Origin of the sequence: Kribbella italica (assembly GCF_014205135.1) — a bacterium.
Lineage (GTDB): Bacteria > Actinomycetota > Actinomycetes > Propionibacteriales > Kribbellaceae > Kribbella > Kribbella italica.
The window spans coordinates 5,273,347-5,292,700 of sequence record NZ_JACHMY010000001.1 but is presented as its reverse complement, the minus strand read 5'-3'; the positions used below and the strand labels follow the sequence as shown (position 1 = coordinate 5,292,700).

Annotated in this window: 16 protein-coding genes and 1 tRNA gene; 8 read left to right on the top strand and 9 right to left on the bottom strand. The window is 70.3% G+C overall.

Features of this window, described 5'->3' with window-relative positions:
• Positions 1-944 precede the first annotated feature (944 nt).
• Positions 945-1,454: a hypothetical protein gene (locus HDA39_RS24645; protein ID WP_184798859.1), complete on the top strand. Its 510-nt coding sequence runs from the start codon at positions 945-947 to the stop codon at positions 1,452-1,454.
• 77 nt (positions 1,455-1,531) lie between these two features.
• Here the strand turns inward: HDA39_RS24645 and HDA39_RS24640 are convergent, their stop codons facing one another.
• From HDA39_RS24640 to HDA39_RS24630, 3 genes are all read right to left on the bottom strand, one after another.
• Positions 1,532-2,905, bottom strand: coding sequence for a TrpB-like pyridoxal phosphate-dependent enzyme (locus HDA39_RS24640; protein ID WP_184798856.1), 1,374 nt, complete (start codon positions 2,903-2,905; stop codon positions 1,532-1,534).
• A gap of 1,117 nt (positions 2,906-4,022) precedes the next feature.
• Positions 4,023-5,078 carry an adenosine deaminase gene (locus tag HDA39_RS24635; RefSeq protein ID WP_184798854.1) on the bottom strand — a complete coding sequence of 352 codons (1,056 nt, stop codon included), beginning with the start codon at positions 5,076-5,078 and terminating at the stop codon, positions 4,023-4,025.
• 140 nt (positions 5,079-5,218) lie between these two features.
• Positions 5,219-6,412, bottom strand: a complete 1,194-nt coding sequence (locus tag HDA39_RS24630) for a pyridoxal phosphate-dependent aminotransferase (RefSeq protein ID WP_184798853.1) — start codon at positions 6,410-6,412, stop codon at positions 5,219-5,221.
• A 280-nt stretch (positions 6,413-6,692) separates the two neighbouring features.
• Between HDA39_RS24630 and HDA39_RS24625 the strand changes: the two genes are divergently transcribed.
• The 5 genes from HDA39_RS24625 (at position 6,693) to rplA (ending at position 9,559) form a co-directional block, all read left to right on the top strand.
• A tRNA-Trp gene (locus HDA39_RS24625) sits at positions 6,693-6,765 on the top strand.
• Between the two features lie 55 nt (positions 6,766-6,820).
• Positions 6,821-7,063 carry a preprotein translocase subunit SecE gene (gene secE, locus HDA39_RS24620; protein WP_020388149.1) on the top strand — a complete coding sequence of 81 codons (243 nt, stop codon included), beginning with the start codon at positions 6,821-6,823 and terminating at the stop codon, positions 7,061-7,063.
• Positions 7,064-7,410: 347 nt separating this feature from the next.
• On the top strand, positions 7,411-8,292 hold the full coding sequence (gene nusG, locus HDA39_RS24615) for a transcription termination/antitermination protein NusG (RefSeq protein WP_420488801.1): 882 nt from the start codon (positions 7,411-7,413) through the stop codon (positions 8,290-8,292).
• A 9-nt stretch (positions 8,293-8,301) separates the two neighbouring features.
• Entirely contained in the window at positions 8,302-8,733 is a 432-nt protein-coding gene (gene rplK, locus HDA39_RS24610) for a 50S ribosomal protein L11 (RefSeq protein WP_184798850.1), read from the top strand.
• A 106-nt stretch (positions 8,734-8,839) separates the two neighbouring features.
• Complete coding sequence (gene rplA / locus HDA39_RS24605; protein ID WP_184798848.1) at positions 8,840-9,559, top strand: 50S ribosomal protein L1; 720 nt, start codon at positions 8,840-8,842, stop codon at positions 9,557-9,559.
• A 69-nt stretch (positions 9,560-9,628) separates the two neighbouring features.
• On the opposite strand, the gene HDA39_RS24600 is transcribed toward rplA, so the two are convergent.
• Positions 9,629-10,474 (bottom strand): methionyl-tRNA formyltransferase, encoded by an 846-nt coding sequence (locus HDA39_RS24600; RefSeq protein ID WP_184798846.1) that lies wholly within the window; start codon positions 10,472-10,474, stop codon positions 9,629-9,631.
• A gap of 36 nt (positions 10,475-10,510) precedes the next feature.
• Positions 10,511-11,539 carry an alpha-hydroxy acid oxidase gene (locus HDA39_RS24595; RefSeq protein WP_184798844.1) on the bottom strand — a complete coding sequence of 343 codons (1,029 nt, stop codon included), beginning with the start codon at positions 11,537-11,539 and terminating at the stop codon, positions 10,511-10,513.
• A 215-nt stretch (positions 11,540-11,754) separates the two neighbouring features.
• On the opposite strand from HDA39_RS24595, the gene srmL reads away from it, so the two are divergent.
• Both srmL and HDA39_RS24585 read left to right on the top strand, forming a co-directional pair.
• A complete protein-coding gene (gene srmL / locus HDA39_RS24590; RefSeq protein ID WP_184798842.1) occupies positions 11,755-12,873 on the top strand; it encodes a PheS-related mystery ligase SrmL in 1,119 nt (372 codons plus the stop codon).
• Between the two features lie 40 nt (positions 12,874-12,913).
• Positions 12,914-14,110, top strand: coding sequence for an MFS transporter (locus HDA39_RS24585; RefSeq protein WP_184798840.1), 1,197 nt, complete (start codon positions 12,914-12,916; stop codon positions 14,108-14,110).
• Here HDA39_RS24585 and HDA39_RS24580 read toward each other — a convergent pair.
• The 4 genes from HDA39_RS24580 to HDA39_RS24565 form a co-directional block, all read right to left on the bottom strand.
• Complete coding sequence (locus HDA39_RS24580) at positions 14,103-15,491, bottom strand: GntP family permease (protein WP_184798838.1); 1,389 nt, start codon at positions 15,489-15,491, stop codon at positions 14,103-14,105. The two genes, HDA39_RS24585 and HDA39_RS24580, sit on opposite strands and share 8 nt — an antisense overlap.
• A gap of 105 nt (positions 15,492-15,596) precedes the next feature.
• Complete coding sequence (locus tag HDA39_RS24575) at positions 15,597-16,226, bottom strand: bifunctional 4-hydroxy-2-oxoglutarate aldolase/2-dehydro-3-deoxy-phosphogluconate aldolase (RefSeq protein WP_184798836.1); 630 nt, start codon at positions 16,224-16,226, stop codon at positions 15,597-15,599.
• Between the two features lie 158 nt (positions 16,227-16,384).
• Positions 16,385-17,968, bottom strand: coding sequence for an N-acyl-D-amino-acid deacylase family protein (locus tag HDA39_RS24570; RefSeq protein ID WP_202893113.1), 1,584 nt, complete (start codon positions 17,966-17,968; stop codon positions 16,385-16,387).
• Positions 17,968-19,275, bottom strand: a complete 1,308-nt coding sequence (locus HDA39_RS24565) for a type III PLP-dependent enzyme domain-containing protein (RefSeq protein ID WP_184798834.1) — start codon at positions 19,273-19,275, stop codon at positions 17,968-17,970. Before HDA39_RS24565 ends, HDA39_RS24570 begins: the two co-directional genes overlap by 1 nt.
• Positions 19,276-19,354 lie beyond the last annotated feature (79 nt).

Here is a 19,354-nt window from a genome sequence, read left to right as displayed (position 1 = left end):
CTGCGAGCCGAAGCCGGGCCCGGGTACAGGTGGCGAGGCCAGTAGAACGGGCGGCCGCAGCGGGCCGCCTACCCGCAGCGCCCAGCTCGTCCCGGCGAGTGCCCGGCACCACCGCCAGGGCCCTGTCGGTCCAGGCGAACCTGGTACAGCCGTCAGGAGTCTTGCCGGAGCCCCGACATGCCGCGGATGCCGTCAGCTGCGAGCCGCAGCCGGCCTGGGTGCAGGTGGTGAGGCCAGCAGGACCGGCGACCACGGGCGACCGCTCAACCGCAGCGCCCAGTCGGTGCGACTTCCGGCGTACCGGCAGGTCCGGGCCGGTCAGCCGCAGGGGACCAGCTGGTTCCGACGAGTGCCTGGGTGCGACCGTCAGGAGTCATGCCCGAGCCCAATCGCACCCGGACGCCGTCACCTGCTAGCCGAAGGCTGCCTGGGTGCGGGTGGTGAGGCCAACAGAACTGGCGGCCCCACGGCCGGTCACCTGCAGCGCCCGGCTGATCAGCGCGGGGCCTAGCTGGTCCCGGCAGGTGTGGCGTGGGCGAGGGCTGCTTCCGTGGGCTCGCGAGCGAAGGTAGCGGCCGGCATCACGTGGACGGCCGGGAGCGACAAAGAAGCTGCACGAGGTCCCGCCGGAGGAGCATGCGGCGGCCGTCCGCAGTGCGCGGCTTGCCTAGGAGCGACGCACCACTGTGCGCGGTTCACGGTTGCCGGGGCGTGGGGCATGCGGATCCCAGGGGTGTGGGGCAGACGGGCTCTCAAGGGGTTGTGGGTCAGGCAGCTCCCGCGGTGTGAGGCAGGCGCCGGGGCGGGTCGGTTGGTGGTCGGCTCTGGGTGGTTTGGGCGTGGGGATTTGGGCGGGGGCGTGCGGTCCTCGTTCTCGACATTGGCGTTTGGTGTGGGGGCTGGTGCTCATGGGGGACGGGGGGCTAGGCCGATAGGCTGGTGGGGTGCCGGAGGAAGCGATTACGACGCTGCGGGCCGAGTTGGGTGGGTTTGGGCGGGCGGAGGTCGGGTTCGCTTTGCTGGAGACCTTTTTGCAGGTGGCGGGGGCCTGGGGGGTTGAGGCGGTGCTGGATCCGCGGCGGTTGGTGCTGCCGGACGAGATGACCGACGACCGGGCTCTGGTGCAGGGGCTGATTGAAGAGTCGGCGCGGTGGCCGGTGGAGAAGTGGGGGCCGTTCACTGTGCATGAGCGGCGGTTTGCGCTGGACGATGATCAGGCTCGGTGGGACTTCACGCGGCTGGCCTACTGCTCGTCGGCCGCGACGGTGTGGAGCCGGGGGCGGAGTACGACGTACTTCGAGGTGGTGGATCACCACCGGGCGACGTACTGGTTGCCGGACTCTCTCAAGGAGCAGTACTTCGCGACGTTGGAAGCGAAGCGGTGGGAGATTCCGGAGAGCTGGTTGGCCGCGCCTCCGAAGACGCCCAAGCCTTGGTGGAAGCGCGGCCGGTGAGCTTCTCCCGCGCGGGTCGGAGACGGCCGCGCGGGAGGCTCGCGCGTGGGCTGGAGGTGGCCGGCGGGAGATCGCTGTCAGTTCACGGCGGGGAGTTTCTCGAGGGCTGCGGCGACTGAGGCCTGGAGGTCGGCGTCGTCCCAGGCGCGGTCGGTGATCGCGCCGGACAGGTAGGCGTCGTACGCTGCGAGGTCCAGGTGGCCGTGGCCGCAGAGGGCGGTGAGGATGACCTTCTCCTCGCCGGACTCCTTGCAGCGTTGGGCTTCCTCGATCGCGGCGGCGAGCGCGTGGGTCGGCTCGGGTGCGGGGACGATGCCCTCGGTGCGGGCGAACAGGACGCCGGCGGCGAAGCACTCGGACTGCGGTTTGGCGATCGCCTCGATCTCGCCGGTCTCGTACAGGTGGCTGATCAGCGGGCTCATCCCGTGGTACCGCAGGCCGCCGGCATGGATCGGGTCCGGGACGAAGTCGTGGCCGAGGGTGTGCATCTTCATCAGCGGCGTCATGCCGAGGGTGTCGCCGAAGTCGTACGCGTAGGCGCCCTGGGTCAGCGTCGGGCAGGCCTCGGGCTCGACCGCGCGGATCACCGGGGACAGCCGCCCGGCCCACTTCTCGCGGAGGAACGGGAACGCCAGGCCGCCGAAGTTCGAGCCGCCGCCGGTGCAGCCGACGATCACGTCGGGAGTCTCGCCGACCATCGCGAGCTGCATCAACGCTTCCTCGCCGATGATCGTCTGGTGCAGGAGGACGTGGTTGAGCACCGAGCCGAGTGCGTAGTGCACGGACTCGTCCTGAACGGCCATCTCGACGGCTTCGCTGATCGCGATCCCGAGCGAACCGGTCGACGCCGGGTCCTCGGCGAGGATCTTGCGGCCGGCCTCGGTCAGTTCCGACGGGCTCGGGTGCACGGTCGCGCCGAACACCTTCATCATCGCGCGGCGGTACGGCTTCTGGTCGTACGACGCTCGGACCTGCCAGACCTCGCACTCCAGCCCGTACTGCGCGCAGGCGAACGCGAGCGCGGTGCCCCACTGGCCGGCGCCGGTCTCGGTGGTCAGCTTCCGGATGCCGGCCTTGGCGTTGTAGTACGCCTGGGGGACGGCTGTGTTCGGTTTGTGCGAGCCGGCGGGGGAGACGCCTTCGTACTTGTAGTAGATCCTGGCTGGAGTGTCGAGTGCTTTCTCCAGGCGGTGCGCGCGGTAGAGCGGGCTGGGGCGCCAGAGCCTGTAGACGTCGAGGACCTCACCAGGGATGTCGACGTACTGGTCCTGCGAGACCTCCTGCAGGATCAGGTCCATCGGGAACAACGGTGCGAGGTCCTCGGGGCCGATCGGCTGCCCGGTCCCCGGATGCAGCACTGCCGGCGGGGGTGTGGGCAGGTCGTGCAGCACGTTGTACCACCGGGTCGGCATCTCGTCCTCGGGCAACAGGATCTTCGTCGGCGTCGTCATGCAAGCAAAGTTAGAGCCGCGGGGGGTGTTCGGCAATGAACTGAACCGGCACTTGGTCGGCACTCTTCAGGACGTTTGTGCGCTGAAGGAACCGACGGCTTTTCGACAGCAAGCGACCGGTGGTCTCTTGGCGAGACCAGAACGGGGGCGGGGAGTCGCTGGGGTGGAGGTTGGCTGTCATGCGGCCGGGGATGTCGGCGATGGTTGAGGTCGCGGCGGCCGGAGGGAATACAGAGAGGGCTCGGGTCTGCAGGGGGCGGGTTCCGGGCTGCTGCCGTTGGGGGTTGGGGGCTGGGGGCGGCGGTGGTCGAGGTGGCGGGCGCGGCCGTTGAGGCCGGCGCCAAGCCGGTGTGGGTGGGGCCAGGCCGGTGTTGGGTGGAGCCAGGCCGGTGTGGGTGGGGCCGGGCTGGTGTGGGTGGGGGCCAGGCCGTTGGGCCGGCGCCAAGCCGGTGTGGGTGGAGCCGGGCCGGTGTGGGTGGGGCCGGGCCGGTGTGGGTGGGGCCGGGCCGGTGTGGATGGGGCCGGGCCGGTGTGGGTGGCGCCAGCCGGTGTGGGTGGGGCCAGGCCAGTGCGGGTGGGCCAGGCCCCGTGCGGGTGAGGCCGGGCCGTTGGGGCCGGCGCCGAGCCGGTGCGGGTGGGGCTGAGCTGGTGTGGGTGGGGCCGGGCCGGCGTGGGTGCGACCGGGCCGGTGTGGGTGGAGCCAGGCCGTTGGGGCTGGCGCCAGGCCAGTGTGGTTGGGGTCGGGCCGGTGTGGTTGGGGTCGGGCCGGTGTGGGTGGGGCCAAGCCGTTGGGGCCGACGACAAGCCGGTGTGGGTGGGGCCAAGCCGTTGGGGCCGGCGCCGAGCCGGTGTGGGTGGGGCTGGGCCGGTGTGGGTGGGGCCGGGCCGTTGGGCCGGCGCCGGGCCGGTGTGGACGGGGCCGAGCCGGTGTGGGTGGGGCCAGGTCGGTGTGGGTCGCGCCAGCCGGTGTGGGTGGGGCCGGGCCGGCGTGAGTGGGGGCCAGGCCAGTGCGGTGGACCAGGCCCCGTGCGGGTGGGGCCGGGCCGTTGGGGCCGGCGCCGAGCTGGTGTGGGTGGAGCCTGGTGGTGGTTCGGTGGCGCGGCGGGCTTGGAGGGGGCTAGTGCGTCGCGGCAGGTGTGGCGGGGGTTGCGCCGAGGTCGGCACCGAGCCAGGTGTCGATGTCGGAGAGCAGGGTTTTTTGGATGTCGGCGGGGGCTGTGGAGGCCAGGACCGAGCCTCGGGCCAGGTTGGCCAGTTCGGGGTCGGTGAAGGCGTGGACGGTGCGGGCGGTTTCGTACTGTTCGGCGAGGCGGGAGCCGAACAGTAGAGGGTCGTCGGCGCCTAGGGCTATGCGGGCGCCGGCCTCGTAGAGCTGTCTCAGGGGGACGTCTTCGGGGCGTTCGTAGACGCCTAGGGAGACGTTGGAGGCCGGGCAGACTTCGAGGGCTACCTGGGCGTCGACGATGCGTTTGAGGAGGTCGGGGTCTTCTACCGAGCGGACGCCGTGGCCGATGCGGCCGGCGCCCAGTTCGTCGAGGCAGGTGCGGACGGTGGCGGGGCCGCAGAGTTCGCCGCCGTGGGGTGCGGCCAGGAGGCCGGCGTTGCGGGCGATGCGGAAGGCGGCCGCGAACTCGGAGGTGGTGCCGCGGCGTTCGTCGTTGGACAGGCCGAAGCCGACGACGCCTCGGCCGACGTACTGGGACGCGAGGCGGGCCAGGGTGCGGGCGTCGAGGGGATGTCGGGTGCGGTTGGCGGCGATCACGACCTGGACGTCGATGCCGGTCGTAGCGGCCGCGTCGCGGGCGGCGTCGAGGACCAGGTCGGTGAACTCGGTGATGCCGTGGAAGCGGTTCGCGTAGCCGGACGGGTCGACCTGGATCTCGAGCCAGCGGGAGCCGTCCGCGGCGTCGTCCTCGGCGGCCTCGCGGACCAGGCGGCGTACGTCGTCCTCGGTCCTGAGCACCGAGCGGGCGATGTCGTACAGCCGCTGGAAGCGGAACCAGCCGCGCTCGTCGGCGGCGGACAGGTCCGGCGGCCAGTCGGTGCGGAGCGCGTCGGGGAGCCGGACGCCGTGCTTGTCGGCCAGCTCGACCAGGGTGAGGTGACGCATCGACCCGGAGAAGTGCAGATGCAGATGGGTTTTCGGCAGCAGCCGAAGGTCGCGTGGCGCCATCACAGAAGGTTACCGACAGCTTGCGGAATCCAGGAAACCGGGCGGTCCCGGGACGGCCGGGTGAAGAGCAGTGTGGACCGGCCGGGAAGGCGGACGGCCCGCTGGACGCGGTGTCCGGCGGGCCGTCGTACGAGTGGGATTCAGCTGAGGAGCTTGGCGATTCGGGCGACGCCTTCGGTGAGGTCGTCGTCGCCGAGGGCGTAGGACAGGCGCAGGTAGCCGGGGGCGCCGAAGGCCTCGCCCGGTACGACGGCCACCTCGGCCTCGTCGAGGATGATTCCGGCCAGCTCGGCCGAGGTGGTGGGGGCGCGGCCGTTGATCTCCTTGCCGAGCACGCCCTTGACCGACGGGTAGGCGTAGAACGCGCCGGTCGGCTCCGGGCACTCGACGCCGGGGATCTCGTTCAGCATCGACACCATCAGCTTGCGGCGCCGGTCGAACGCGGTCTTCATCTCGTCGACCGCCGACAGGTCACCGGTCAGCGCGGCGATCGCGGCCCGCTGGGCGACGTTGTTCACGTTCGAGGTCTGGTGCGACTGCAGGTTGGTCGCGGCCTTGATGACGTCCTTCGGGCCGATCATCCAGCCGACCCGCCAGCCGGTCATCGCGTACGTCTTGGCGACGCCGTTCAGTACGACGGTCTGGTCGGCGATCTCCGGGACCGCGACCGGCAGCGAGGTGAACTTCGTGTCGCCGTAGGTCAGGTGCTCGTAGATCTCGTCGGTGATCACCCAGATGCCGTGCTCCAGCGCCCAGCGGCCGATCGCCTCGATCGCCTCGGGGGTGTCCACCGCGCCGGTCGGGTTCGACGGGGAGCAGAACAGCAGCGCCTTGGTCTTCTCGGTCCGGGCCGCCTCGAGCTGCTCGACGGTGACCAGGTAGTTCTGGCTCTCGTCGGCCAGCACCTCGACCGGGACGCCCCCGGCCAGCTGGATGGTCTCCGGGTACGTCGTCCAGTACGGCGCCGGCAGCAGCACCTCGTCGCCCGGGTCGAGCAGCGTCGCGAACGTGTTGTAGACCGCGTGCTTGCCGCCGTTGGTCACCAGGACCTGGGCCGCCTCGATCTCGTAGCCGGAGTCCCGCTTGGTCTTCTCGACGATCGCCTGCTTGAGCTCGGGCAGGCCACCGGCCGGGCTGTAGCGGTGGTTCTTCGGATCGCGGGCGGCCTCGACGGCCGCTTCGACGATGTAGCCGGGCGTCGGGAAGTCCGGTTCGCCGGCGCCGAAGCCGATCACCGGGCGACCGGCCGCCTTGAGCGCCTTCGCCTTGGCGTCGACCGCCAGCGTGGCCGACTCGGAGATTGCACCAATCCGTGCAGAGATGCGGGAAGCCATACCCCCATCCTGGCACCACCGCCACCGTGGTGACATCCGGGTATCGGTTGGTGACACCGCGAGCGGCCGCGGGCCGGGAACCATCGCGGGGTGGGTGGCGTTTGTACCCGGTGAAGGCTGTAAGGTTCTGCTCGCGGTACGGCGCCCGGTGGGGTCGTGGCGGGGCAGGCCTCAGTTCGACCAGGTGGCTTCCACCCCGTACACTCTTCTAGTCCGGGCGTAGATGGCCCTGATCCGGCATGCCCGAGATCAGGTCAGCGGCGTCCGGGAGAGATTGCAGAGGGCACTAGCTCAACTGGCAGAGCATCGGTCTCCAAAACCGAAGGTTGGGGGTTCAAGTCCCTCGTGCCCTGCAACTCCTGACCGGCGCAGGGCCGGTCAGGCCGCCGCTAGCGAAAGAGGTAGGTCGTGACGGAGACGCGCACCCCGGCACCGTCCGGCGCCGGCAAGCCTGCGGAGAGCAAGTCGGGAAACCGGCTGCTGCGGTTCTACCGCCAGGTGGTCGCCGAGCTCCGCAAGGTCGTCTGGCCGACGCGCAAGCAGCTCTCCACCTACTTCGTGGTCGTGCTGACCTTCGTGGTGTTCGTCATCGCGATCGTGTCGGTGCTCGACCTCGCCTTCGGCTGGGCGATGTTCAAGATCTTCGGCTGACCGCCTCCGCCGTAGCGATCCACCGCGGTCCTCCGAGCTGACCGCCACAGACAACACCCGATGCAGAGATGACGGAGTACAACGTGTCCGAGCGTGACGACGAGGTCCTCGACTACGAGGACGACATCGACTTGTCCGCTGGCGCCGACGACGATGACGACGTCGAGCTGGATCTTGATCTCGACCTGGACCTCGACGACGATGACGACGACGTCGTGATCGCCGATGACGACGACGACCCGTTCGCGGAGGTCAACGACAAGGCGGAGGCCGAGTACGCCGCCGACGACGAGGCCGAGGACGGCGACGCCGACGAGGACGACTCCGACGACGAGCCGGTGGTGATCGTGGCCGCGGCCGACGACGCCGAGGACGCCGAGGTGGTCACCGCCGCCGACGTCGACGACGCGACCGACGAGCTGGCGGCCGAGACCGCCGAGACCGCGCCGGACGAGACCACCGAGCAGGTCGAGGACGACGCGGTCGTCTTCTCCGCCGGTGACGACGACGCTGACGAGGACGACGACGCCGAGGCCGCCGTACCGGCTGCCGCCGCGGACGACGCCGGCTCCGACGAGGCCGAGGAAGAGGCCGAGCCGGAGGAGCCGGGCGACCCGCTGGAGGAGCTGCGCGCCACGCTGCGCTCGCAGATCGGCGACTGGTACGTGGTGCACACGTACTCGGGGATGGAGAACCGGGTCAAGTCGAACCTGGAGAACCGGATCACCTCCCTGAACATGGAGGACTACATCTTCGAGATCGTCGTGCCGACCGAAGAGGTCGCCGAGATCAAGAACGGGCAGCGCCGGATGGTCAAGCGCACCGTGCTCCCCGGCTACGTGCTGGTCCGGATGGACCTGACCGACGAGTCCTGGTCGACCGTGCGGCACACGCCGTCGGTGACCGGCTTCGTCGGCAACAGCCAGAAGCCGGTACCGCTCAGCCTCGAAGAGGTCGAGAAGATGCTCGCTCCGGCCGTCGTGGCGGCGGCCGAGGCGGCGGCTGCCGAGACCGGTGCCGCACCCACCAAGACCGCGGCCAAGAAGAAGGTCGAGGTCGCCGACTTCGGTGTGGGCGACTCGGTCATGGTCGTCGACGGGCCGTTCGCGACCCTGCACGCCACGATCACGGAGATCAATGCCGACGCCCAGCGGATCAAGGCGCTGGTGGAGATCTTCGGCCGGGAAACCCCGGTGGAACTCAGCTTCAGCCAGATCCAGAAAGTCTAAGGACCCGAAATGCCTCCCAAGAAGAAGATCGCTGCCCTGGTCAAGGTGCAGCTGCAAGCCGGTGCCGCGACGCCGGCACCGCCGGTCGGTACCGCTCTCGGTCCGCACGGCGTCAACATCATGGAGTTCTGCAAGGCGTACAACGCCCAGACAGAGTCCATGCGTGGCAACGTCGTACCGGTCGAGATCACGATCTACGAAGACCGGTCCTTCACCTTCGTCACCAAGACGCCGCCGGCGCCGGAGATGATCAAGAAGGCGGCAGGCCTGCAGAAGGGCTCGCCGGTCCCGCACAAGGAGAAGGTCGGCAAGATCACCAAGGACCAGGTCCGCGAGATCGCCACCACCAAGATGCCGGACCTGAACGCCCGCGACATCGACGCCGCGATGAAGATCATCGAGGGCACCGCCCGCTCGATGGGCGTCACCGTCGACAAGTGAGCCGTCCGGCTCTCTAGCACCCCCAGCAGTTGTGGAAGGACGACGAAGGTCGCCCGCCACCACCACAACGGACGCGACCGAGCGTCCGCACACAGGAGAACAAGCAATGGCACAGCGCAGCAAGGCTTACCGCACCATCGCGGAGAAGATCGACTTCGATCACCTCTACACCCCGCTCGAGGCGATCAAGCTCGCCAAGGAAGCGGCCGGCAGCAAGAAGTTCAACTCGACGCTCGACGTCGCGATGCGCCTCGGGGTCGACCCCCGCAAGGCCGACCAGATGGTGCGCGGCACCGTCAACCTTCCGCACGGCACCGGCAAGACGGCACGGGTCCTCGTCTTCGCCACCGGTGAGAAGGCCGAGGCCGCCAAGGCCGCCGGCGCCGACTTCGTCGGTGACGACGACCTGATCAAGAAGGTGACCGACGGCTGGCTCGACTTCGACGCCGTCGTCGCCACCCCCGACCTGATGGGCAAGGTCGGCCGCCTGGGCCGCGTGCTCGGACCGCGTGGTCTGATGCCGAACCCGAAGACCGGAACGGTCACCCCGGACGTGACGAAGGCTGTCACGGACATCAAGGGCGGCAAGATCGAGTTCCGGGTCGACCGGCACGCGAACCTGCACTTCATCATCGGCAAGGGCTCGTTCGACGAGACCCAGCTGGTGGAGAACTACAGCGCCGCGCTGGAGGAGATTCTCCGGCTGAAGCCCTCCAGCTCCAAGGGCCGCTACATCAAGAAGACCGTCATCTCGACCACGATGGGTCCGGGCGTCCAGGTGGACCCCAACATCACCCGCAACATGCTGGGCGAGGACGACGCCTGAGCTTCGGCTCACCCGTAGCACCCGAAAGGCCCCGGTCAGTCGACCGGGGCCTTTCGCTGTCCCCGAGGTTCAGGCGTGCGCGGCCGTCAGCCGGAGCGCGGCGTCGGCGGTCCGGACGGTGAAGCCGTCGGCGTGCGACGCCACGATGCTTCCCGGAGTGCCGGCGGTCGCCTCGGCCGGCTCGGTCCGGGCGACGAGGTACTCGGTGCCGTCGAGGCGGACGAGCGCCCGCACCGCGGTGATGTTGAGCGCCGCGGCCTTTCGCCGTACGACGGACGCCGGCTCGGTGAGATCGAGGACGTACTCCTCGGGCGTGAACGCCGGAGCCTGGGTGGCCTTCGACGGATCCTGGAGCTCACCGCGATCGCCGGCGACGGCCCGCGGGACGGCTTCGTCCAGGCAGGCGGTGAGCAGGATCCGCCACGACTCCATCAACGGGCCGCCGTTGAGATCGGCGGGCAGCGGCATCGAGCGCTGAGCCAGCACCGCGCCGGTGTCGAAACCGGGCTCGGTCCGGTGAACGCTGACCGCGACCTCGTCGGCTCCTTCGTAGATGAGCCGCTGCGGGTTCGGGCCGCGGCCGGCCGGGAGCGGCGAGGGGTGGCAGTTCAGCGCGCCGTACCGCGGGAGCTTCAGCACCTCGTCCGGGATCAGCCGGGGGAACGCCGCGGAGATGATCAGGTCCGGCTCCAGCGCCTCGATCACCGGAGCGGCGACCCCGCGCAGCTTCTTCGTCACCAGCACGTCGAGCTCCGGCGGCACGCTCGCGACCAGCGGCGGCGCCGTGGCGTCGTACCGCTCACCGCCGGCCGGGAGGGTGACGAGCAGGACGATCTCGTGGCCGTTCCGGGCCGCCCACTCCGAGACGACTCGGTAGCCGGCCTGGAAGGTGTTCAGGGTGACGATGCGCAGCATGGCTCAATGGTTGCACCGCGGTGCTCGCAGTTGGGCTCAGCTGATGAGGTCGGGGGTGAGGTGCTCCGGACCGGGGACGCCGACCAGGGTGAGGGCGTGGGCGAACTCGGCGTACAGGTCGGTGAGGAGGCGGGTGACGCCGGGCGAGCTGCCGACGGTGAGGGCCCAGAGGGCCGGGCGGCCGACGAAGACGGCGCGGGCGCCGAGGGCGAGGGCCGTGAGGACGTGCTCGCCGCGACGGATGCCGCCGTCGACGTACACCTCGGTGTTGGTGCCGGCGACGGCCTGGACGACCTCGGGCAGCGCGTGCGCCGTGGCGATCGCCCCGTCGAGCTGACGGCCGCCGTGGTTGGAGACGATCAGGCCGGCGGCGCCCGCGTCGACGCAGCGGCGGGCGTCGTCGCCGCGGAGCACGCCCTTCACCACCACCGGCAGGCCTGTGGACGAGCCGAGCCAGTCGATCACGTCAGGCGTGAGGTCGTCGGCCTTGGCCAGGTCGTCGTCGGAGTACGCCGATTCGTCGACGTTCGCGCGCAGGTGCCCCGGCTGCACGAGATCCCACACCGTCTGGCCCTCGTCCTCCTTGCGGCCGACGACCGGCGTGTCAGCAGTCAGTACGACGGCCCGCGCGCCCGCCGCCACGGCCGCGTCGAGCATCTGCCGGGTGTAGTCGCGGTTGCGCGTCACGTAGATCTGCAGCCACCACGGGGCTCCGGCCGCGCCGATCTCCGCGTACGTCGTCCCGGCGTTGCTCGAGACGCCGAGCACCGATCCGGCCGCCGCGACGCCGGCCGACATCGCGGCCTCGCCGTCGGGGTCGGCCTGCCGTTGCATCGTCGTCGGCGCGACCAGGACGGGTCCGGCGACGGGGGTCCCGAGCACCGTCGTACCGGTGCTGATCGTGGACACGTCAGTGAGGACCCGCGGACGGAACCGGTACGACGACCAGGCGTCGACCGCCTCGCCGACACTCAGTCCGCCGGCCGAGCCCTGGCGGAAGTATCTGTGCACCGGCTCCGGCAGCTTCTCCGCCGCGGCCGCTTCCAACCCGTCGATCCATCGCATGGGCCGATCCTCGCACCCCTGGGGATATCCGCGGGCGCCATTTCCGCGAGCCCGGTAAAGTAGTGGGCATGCAGCAGCACGGGCAGCGATTTCCGCGCCCCGGCCGGCACAGCGGTGCCGACGGGGTGGGCCGCTGCTGCGTTCTCTCCCTGAGGTGACCGCGGCCGGTCGGGGTGTGCGTTCCCCCCGCACCTGCTCACCTCAGGAGAACTCCCATGGCTGTCCTCACCACCTCTGAACTGCACGCTGCCCTGGCCCTGCGCGACCTCACCGATCCCGCCCAGGGTCCGCACGCGCTCCAGCTGATCGTCGACTCGATCCGGGCGGCGCTCGGCCGGGCCTGGCCGTACACCGAGACCTGGATCCGGCGCGACCACCCGGTCGTGCCGCTCGCCGACAACTACGACAACCTCGGGTACGCCGCCGGCGCGGTCACCCGCGACGCTCGCTACACCCGCTACGCCTCGGCCGGCGAGGTCCTGCGCAGCCATACCTCGGCGATGATCCCGCCGGCGCTGCGCGAGCTCGCCCGTTCCGAGTCGTCCGACGTGCTGATGATCTGCGCCGGGATCTGCTACCGCCGCGACTCGGTCGACTGGCAGCACACCGGTACGCCGCACCAGCTGGACCTGTGGCGGATCAGCCGCGACGTCCCGCTGGGTGAGCCCGAGCTCGAGGCGATGATCGAGCGGCTCGTCACGACGGTCCTGCCCGGCCAGACCTACCGGACCGTGCCGGCCGTCCACCCGTACACGACGCACGGGCGGCAGATCGACGTCCTGCTCGACGACCAGTGGATCGAGATCGGCGAGTGCGGGGTCGCGGCGCCCGCCGTACTGCGGCGCGCCGGTCTCGACGAGCGCTGGACCGGGCTCGCGATGGGGCCCGGGCTCGACCGGCTGATGATGTTGCGCAAGGGCATTCGCGACATCCGCCTGCTCCGGTCGACGGATCCGCGGGTGGCCGGCCAGATGCTGGATCTCCAGCCGTACAAGGCGGTCTCGGCGATGCCCGCGGTCCGCCGGGACCTGTCGGTGGTCGTCGGCGCGGACACCGATCTGTCTCCGGAGCTGCTGGGCGATCGGGTGCGTGCTGCGCTGGGTGAGGCGGCCGATGCTGCCGAGTCGGCCGAGGTCGTCCAGGAGACGGCGTACGAGCGGCTGCCGGAGAGCGCTCGTACTCGGCTCCAGCTCACGCCCGGGCAGCGGAACGTGCTGGTCAGGCTGGTCCTTCGCCCGGTCGACCACACGCTGACCGATGCCGAGGCCAACCAGTTGCGCGACCAGGTCTACGCGGAGTTGCACGAAGGAGCAGTAGTGGAGCTGATCGGCTAGATCCGTTGACAGCGGTGTCGTGCGTCAGGAGGATCGCTGGATGGCCGGGCCAGAACCGCAGCACCCGGCGATCTCCCTGACGCCGTACGTGTACGGCGGCATCATCGGCGTCTACACCGGCCGTGAACTGCTGGCCTCGATCATGGCTCCGCTGTCGCGGGAGATCGGCCTGAGCACGTTCCAGGTCGGGCTGATCCTGTCGACGTCCGCGCTGACGATCATCCTGATCAGCCCGTTCTGGGGACGCAAGGTGACCGGGTGGGGCCATCGCCCGGTGCTGATCTCGTCGGTCTTCGGGGCGTCGTTCGGGCTGCTCGGGTTCGCCGTGGTCGCCCATCTCGGCCTGCTCGGGATCCTGCCCGCCGCGGTGACGTTCGCGCTGGCGCTGCTGCTCCGCGGCGTCCTGTACGGCGTCGCCGGCGCCGCGACGCCGATCGCCACGCAGTCGTACGTCGTCGCGATGACGACCGATCGGCGGTCGCGGGTCCGGGCGTTCGCGATGATCGGCGCGTCGTTCGGGATCGCGGGGGTGGTCGGGCCGTCGCTCGGTGGACTGCTGGCGCTGCAAGGGCTGTTGGTGCCGCTGTACGTTCCGCCGCTCCTGCTCGCCGCGATCGGCGGCGTGCTGTGGTTCAAGCTGCGGGTGACGACGCCGGTGGTCGCACCGCCGGACGTCAAGCCGGGGAGACTGAGCCCGCTGGATCCGCGGATCCGGTCGTTCCTCGCGATCGGGTTCGTGCTGTTCTCGACGCTGAGCATCCAGGGGGTGCTGCTGGGGTTCGTGCTGCAGGATCGGCTCGGGCTGAGCGCCGAGGCGACCGCGCGGTCGAGCGGTCTGGCGTTTCTTGCCTCGGGTGTGGCCTCGCTGGTCGGGCAGGTGTTCTTCGTACGGCGGCTCGCGTGGCCGCCGGCCTGGTTGCTGCGGTGTGGCCTGCCGCTGGTGCTGAGTGGATTCGTCGTGCTGGCGTTCGCGGGGAACTTCGCCGTGATCGTGGCGGCGACGGCGCTGGTCGGCTTCGGGTATGCCTTCGCCATTCCGGGGTACTCGGCGGGGCCGACCCTGGTGGTGGAGGATCACGAGCAGGGCGGAGTGGCCGGGCTGACGAACGCGGTCAACGGGGTGGCGGCGATCGTGGGACCGACCACCGCCACCGCGTTGTACGGCGTGTCGGAGACTGCTCCCTATCTTGTCGGTGCGGGTCTGTTGCTGGTCGCCTTGATGCAGCGGGTCAGATGACGGCCCAGAGCACCGCGGCCATGCCGAAGCCGACGAGAGACAGGACTGTTTCCAGGACCGACCAGGTCAGCAGGGTCTCCTTGACGGTCATGTTGAAGTACTTGGCGACGATCCAGAAGCCGCCGTCGTTCACGTGGCTGAGGATGATCGACCCGGCGCAGATGGCCGCGGCGATCAGCGCCAGGTGAGCCTGGGAGTAGCCGTCGGCGGTGAGTAGCGGGCCGACGATGCCGCCGGTCGTGACGATGGCGACCGTCGCCGAGCCCTGGGCGATCCGGAGTCCGCAGGAGATGACGTACGCCAGCAGGAGGACGGGGAGGCCCGCACTGGACAGGCTCTTGGCGAGCGCTGCTCCGACTCCGGTGGCCGAGATGACCGCGCCGAAGAAGGCACCGGCGCCGACGACGAGCAGGATCATGCCGACCGGCTTGAGGGAGTTGCTGCTGAGTTCGCTGAACTCGGCGTTCGTCATGCCGCGGCGTACGCCGAGCAGGTAGTAGGCGAGCAGTACGGCGATGAGCAGTGCGACGGCCGGGTTGCCGAGGAAGGTGAGGACGCTGAGCAGGTCGCGGTCCGGATCGAGGATCAGAGTGCCGAAGGTGGCACCGAGGATCAGGACCAGGGGGAGCACGATGACGCTCATGACCAGGGCCAGTGAGGGCTCGGGGCGGGACTCCTCTTCCTCGACCACGTAGTCGGCGGGGACGCTGACGGGGACGCGCGGGGCGATGTAGAGCGGCCAGAGGATGCCGGCGACGGCGAACGCGGGCAGGCCGCAGGCGAGACCGATGATGATCAGCCAGCCCATGTCGACGTGCAGCAGCCCGGCGACCGCGGTCGGGCCGGGGTGCGGGGGCAGGAACGCGTGGGTCATCGAGAGCCCGGCGAGCACCGGGAGCGCGTAGAGGACGAGTGACTTGCCGCCGCGTTTCGCCGCGACGTACACGAGCGGGGCGAGGACGAAGATGCCGATGTCGAAGAAGACGGGGATTCCGAAGATCAGCCCTACCAGGCCCATCGCGACCGGCGTACCCTTCGGCCCGAACAATTTCAGCAGGCGCCGGCTGAGGACGTCGGCGCCGCCGGAGCGTTCGAGCAGCGCGCCGAGCACCGTGCCGAGGCCGATGATCACGGCGATGTGGCCGAGGATGCCGCCGAAGCCCTTCTCCAGCAGGGAATCGCTGGACTTGAGCGCCGTACCGACGATCGTGCGGACGTTCAGGCCGGCCGCCAGCGCCAGGAAGAGGCTGGTGGCGAGCAGTGAGATGAACGGTTCGAGCTTGACCTTGATGATCAGGAACAGCAGCAGCGCGATCGCTACCACGCACAGCAGCAGCAACCCGGGGGTGCTGGTGTGCAGCCAGTCGACGGCTCCGGACATGGGGGACTCCGAGGGGTGGGAGGGACTGCGGCCGGGACGCCGCAGTACGGGGTGGTGCGGGTACGACGGGGTTGGGCGTCGTACGAGGTGGTGCGGGAGCCGGGGTCAGCTCAGGGCGGCGCAGAAGGCCTTGGCCTTGGCGGTGATGTCGGACCAGTTGCCGGCGGCAACGTCGGCGGGGGAGACGACGTCGGTGCCGGCGCTGACCGCGAGTGCGCCGGCGTCGAGGAACGCGCGGGCGTTGCCTGCGTTGACGCCGCCGGAGGGCACGAGCGGGGTACCGGGGAACGGGCCGCTGAGGTCCTTCAGGTACTTCGGGCCGAACTGGTGCGCCGGGAAGATCTTCACCGCGTCCGCGCCGAGGGCGACGGCGGTCATCACCTCGGAGGGGGTGAGGGAGCCGAGCACGATCGGTACGCCGGCCTCGTGCGCGGCGGCGACGATGGCGGCGGCTTCGGGACCCTGGCCGGGGGTGACGAGGAACTTCGCGCCGGCTTCGACGGCTGTCCTCGCCTGCGCCTCGGTTTGCACGGTGCCGGCGCCGACGACCGCACCGGTGTCGCCGGAGGCGGCACGCTCGAGGTGCTTCGGGAGGTCGGGGGTGGTGAAGGTCAGCTCGATCACGTGGATGCCGCCGGCAACGAGCGCCGAGCAGAGATCGCGGGCGTCGCCGATCTCCGGGGCGCGGACGACGCTCAGCACGCGGTCGGTGCGGAGGAGGTCGAGGGTGGTCATGCGGGTCCTTTCGTGGGGGCGGGTTCGGGGAGGGCTTGTCAGGGGGAGACGAGTTGGGGGAGGGGCTGGGGCGGGGGTCGGTACTTGGAGTGGGGGTGCGGTGGGGCTGGGGGGTGCGGTCAGGTGGTGGGGCCCGGGGGGAGGGCTGGGCGGTGGGGTCAGGCGGCCGGCGTACGGCGTACTGCTCGGCCGGGGAGGGCGTCCGTGCGGACGCCGTTGTCGATGACTGGTTCGCCGGCGACGAAGACCCAGGGGATGCCTTGGGCCTGTTGGCGGGGGTTGGCGAAGGTGGCGGTGTCCTTGACGGTTGCGGGGTCGAAGAGGACGAGGTCGGCGTGGTAGCCCTCGCGGATCAGGCCTCGGTCGGTCAGGCCGAGGCGGCGGGCGGGGCGGCCGGTGAGGTGGTGGATGCAGTCGGCCAGGTCGAGGACGCCGAGGTCGCGGACGTAGTGGGCGAGGTAGCGCGGGAAGGTGCCCCAGGCGCGCGGGTGGGGTTTGCCGCCGACGAGGATCGCGTCCGAGCCGCCCGTGTGGGTCGGGTGCTGCATGATCGCCCGCACGTTCTCCTCGTGGCCGACGTGCTGGAGGATCGTGGTGGCGAGGTTGTCGCGGACGAGCAGGTCGAAGTAGACCCAGGACGGCGGCTGGTCGATGCCCGCGGCGATCTCGGCGACCGTGTGGCCGACGGCGCCGGCGAGTTCGGGGTTCTTGACGCCACCGATCTCGATGGTGTTCCAGTCGGTGACGCAGCCGTGGCAGCCGTCGGTGCCGACCTGCTCGAGTTCGTGGGTGATGCGGTCGCGGTCCTGCGGGTCCTGCAGGCGGGCGAGCAGCGCGTCGGGGCCGCCCTCGGCGGTCCAGCTGGGGAGGATCGCGGCGAGAGTTGTTGCCCCGGGCAAGTAGGGGTAGGTGTCGGTGGTGATGTCGACGCCTTGCGCCAGACCGTCGTCGATCATCCGCAGGAGGTCGACGCCGCGGCCGCGGTTGGGCTCGAAGTTCATCGTGGCGTGGGTGAGGTGGAGGGCGCAGCCGGAACGCTGGGCGACGTCGATCATCTCGCCGTACGCGTCGAGGGCGTTCTTGCCGTACGAGCGCTGGTGCGGGCTGTAGTAGCCGCCGTACTCGGCGACGACCTTGCACAGCTCGACGAGTTCGTCGGTGGTCGCGAACATGCCGGGGGTGTAGGTCAGGCCACTGCTCATCCCGACCGCGCCTTGCTGCAGTCCTTCGGCGAGGAGGCGCTTCATCTCGTCCAGCTCGGCCTTTGTGGCGGGGCGGTTCTCGGTGCCGACGACCATCATTCGCAGGGTGCCTTGGGGGACCAGGTACGCCGCGTTGCAGGCGATGCCTTGGTCGAGCCGGGCGAGGTATCCCTCGACCGAGTCCCATGAGAAGTCGAACTCGTCCGGCTCGCCGTTCCACCCGGCGATCTGCCGGCGTACGGCCGCGCGGGTCGGATCGTCGATCGGCGCGAAGGAGAGGCCGTCCTGCCCGAGGACCTCCAAGGTGACGCCCTGACTGACCTTCGCGGTGTGATCCGGGTTGGCGAGAATCTGCAGGTCGGAGTGCGCATGCATGTCGATGAACCCAGGCGAGAGAACGAGCCCAGAAGCATCAATTGTTCTTTCAGTTGGTGCTGCTGTTCCTATGACGGTGATGCGGCCGTCGTCGATGGTGACGTCTGACGTGTACGCCGGTGACCCGGTGCCGTCGAGGACTTTGGCGTTCTTGATCTGGAGCATCAGAAGAACGTCCTCACCAGGTCGACGACGACCGGGTCGGGGGCGTCGGGGTCGTCGATGACGGGGATCAGGCGCCACTTGTCGAAGGCGGTGCAGGGGTGGGAGAGGCCTACTCGGAGCTCGTCGCCGATGACGACCGGGGGGTTGCCTTCGAACCTCAGGAAGCCGTGCTGGTCGTTGAGTTTGGTGACGGTCAGGTCCGTGAGCGGGGTGGGGGGCTCGCCCTCGACGCGGGGGCGGAGGAGCTGGGGTTCGGGCATGCCCTCGTCGAAGGGGAGGTCTCGTTTGCCGGCGTCGAAGATGGCCAGGCCTGGTTCCGGTTGGGAGGTGATGCGGACCCAGCCGTGCATGGACGGGATCAGGCGGTCGCCGTCGGTGCGGGGCGCGGAGCCGAGCGGGGAGATCTGGCGGTAGTAGCCGTCGTCGTGGGCGATGTAGGCACCCGAGCGGAGGACGACGCGGGCGCCGGTGGAGGACAGCGGGCCGAGGACCTTGGCGACCTGTTCGAAGTACGCGCTGCCGCCGGCGCTGACTACCGGGGTGATGTCCGCCGGGTAGAGGTCGGTGAGCTGGGTGTGGGCGTCGGCCAGGGACTGCAGGTACGCGCGGACGTGTTCGAGGCCGGCCTCGTCGGCGCCGTGGGCGATGGCGCCTTCGTACCCAGCGACGCCGGCCAGGCGGAGGGTGGACGCCTCGGTGACAGCTCGAGCGACGGCGAGGGCGGTCTCGGCATCCCGAGCGCCGGTGCGACCTCCAGCCCCACCGATCTCGACCAGTACGTCGAGCGGCCGCGCGTCCGCGCCGACGTGTGCGGAACGCGCGGCCTCCAGCTGCTCGACGGTCCGTACGGAGTCGGCCCAGACGAGGACCTCGAACGACGGATCGGCGGCGAGCTGGTCGGCGATCCAGCGGAGCTGCAGCGGGGAGATCACGGCGTTGGCGACCATCACCCGGCGTACGCCGAACGCCCGGGCGACGCCGAGCTGGAACCCGTTGGCGAGCGTGATCGCCCACGCGCCGGCGTCGAGCTGTGCGGCCCACAGCGCGGGCGCCATCGTGGTCTTGCCGTGCGGCGCGAGCTCGACGCCGTGCTCGGCGCACCAGCGGGCCAGCGTCGCGAGGTTGTGCTCCATCCCGGGGCCGGACAGCGTCAGCAACGGGGTCGGCAGCTGGGACAGGCGCGGCCGGTCGGCGAGGATCTCGCGGACGGTCCGGCCCCACCACGCCGGAGGGAGCGCCTTGTCCTGCCAACTCACCGGCTGGTCCGCCAGGGCTGCGACCGCGGCTGCGTCGTAGGAAGCTGACATCGGCTGGTTCCTCCAGGAGTCCGGGAACTTCTGCGGACGTAAGGGGCCACGCTTGTTGCGCACTGCGCAATGAGCGTTG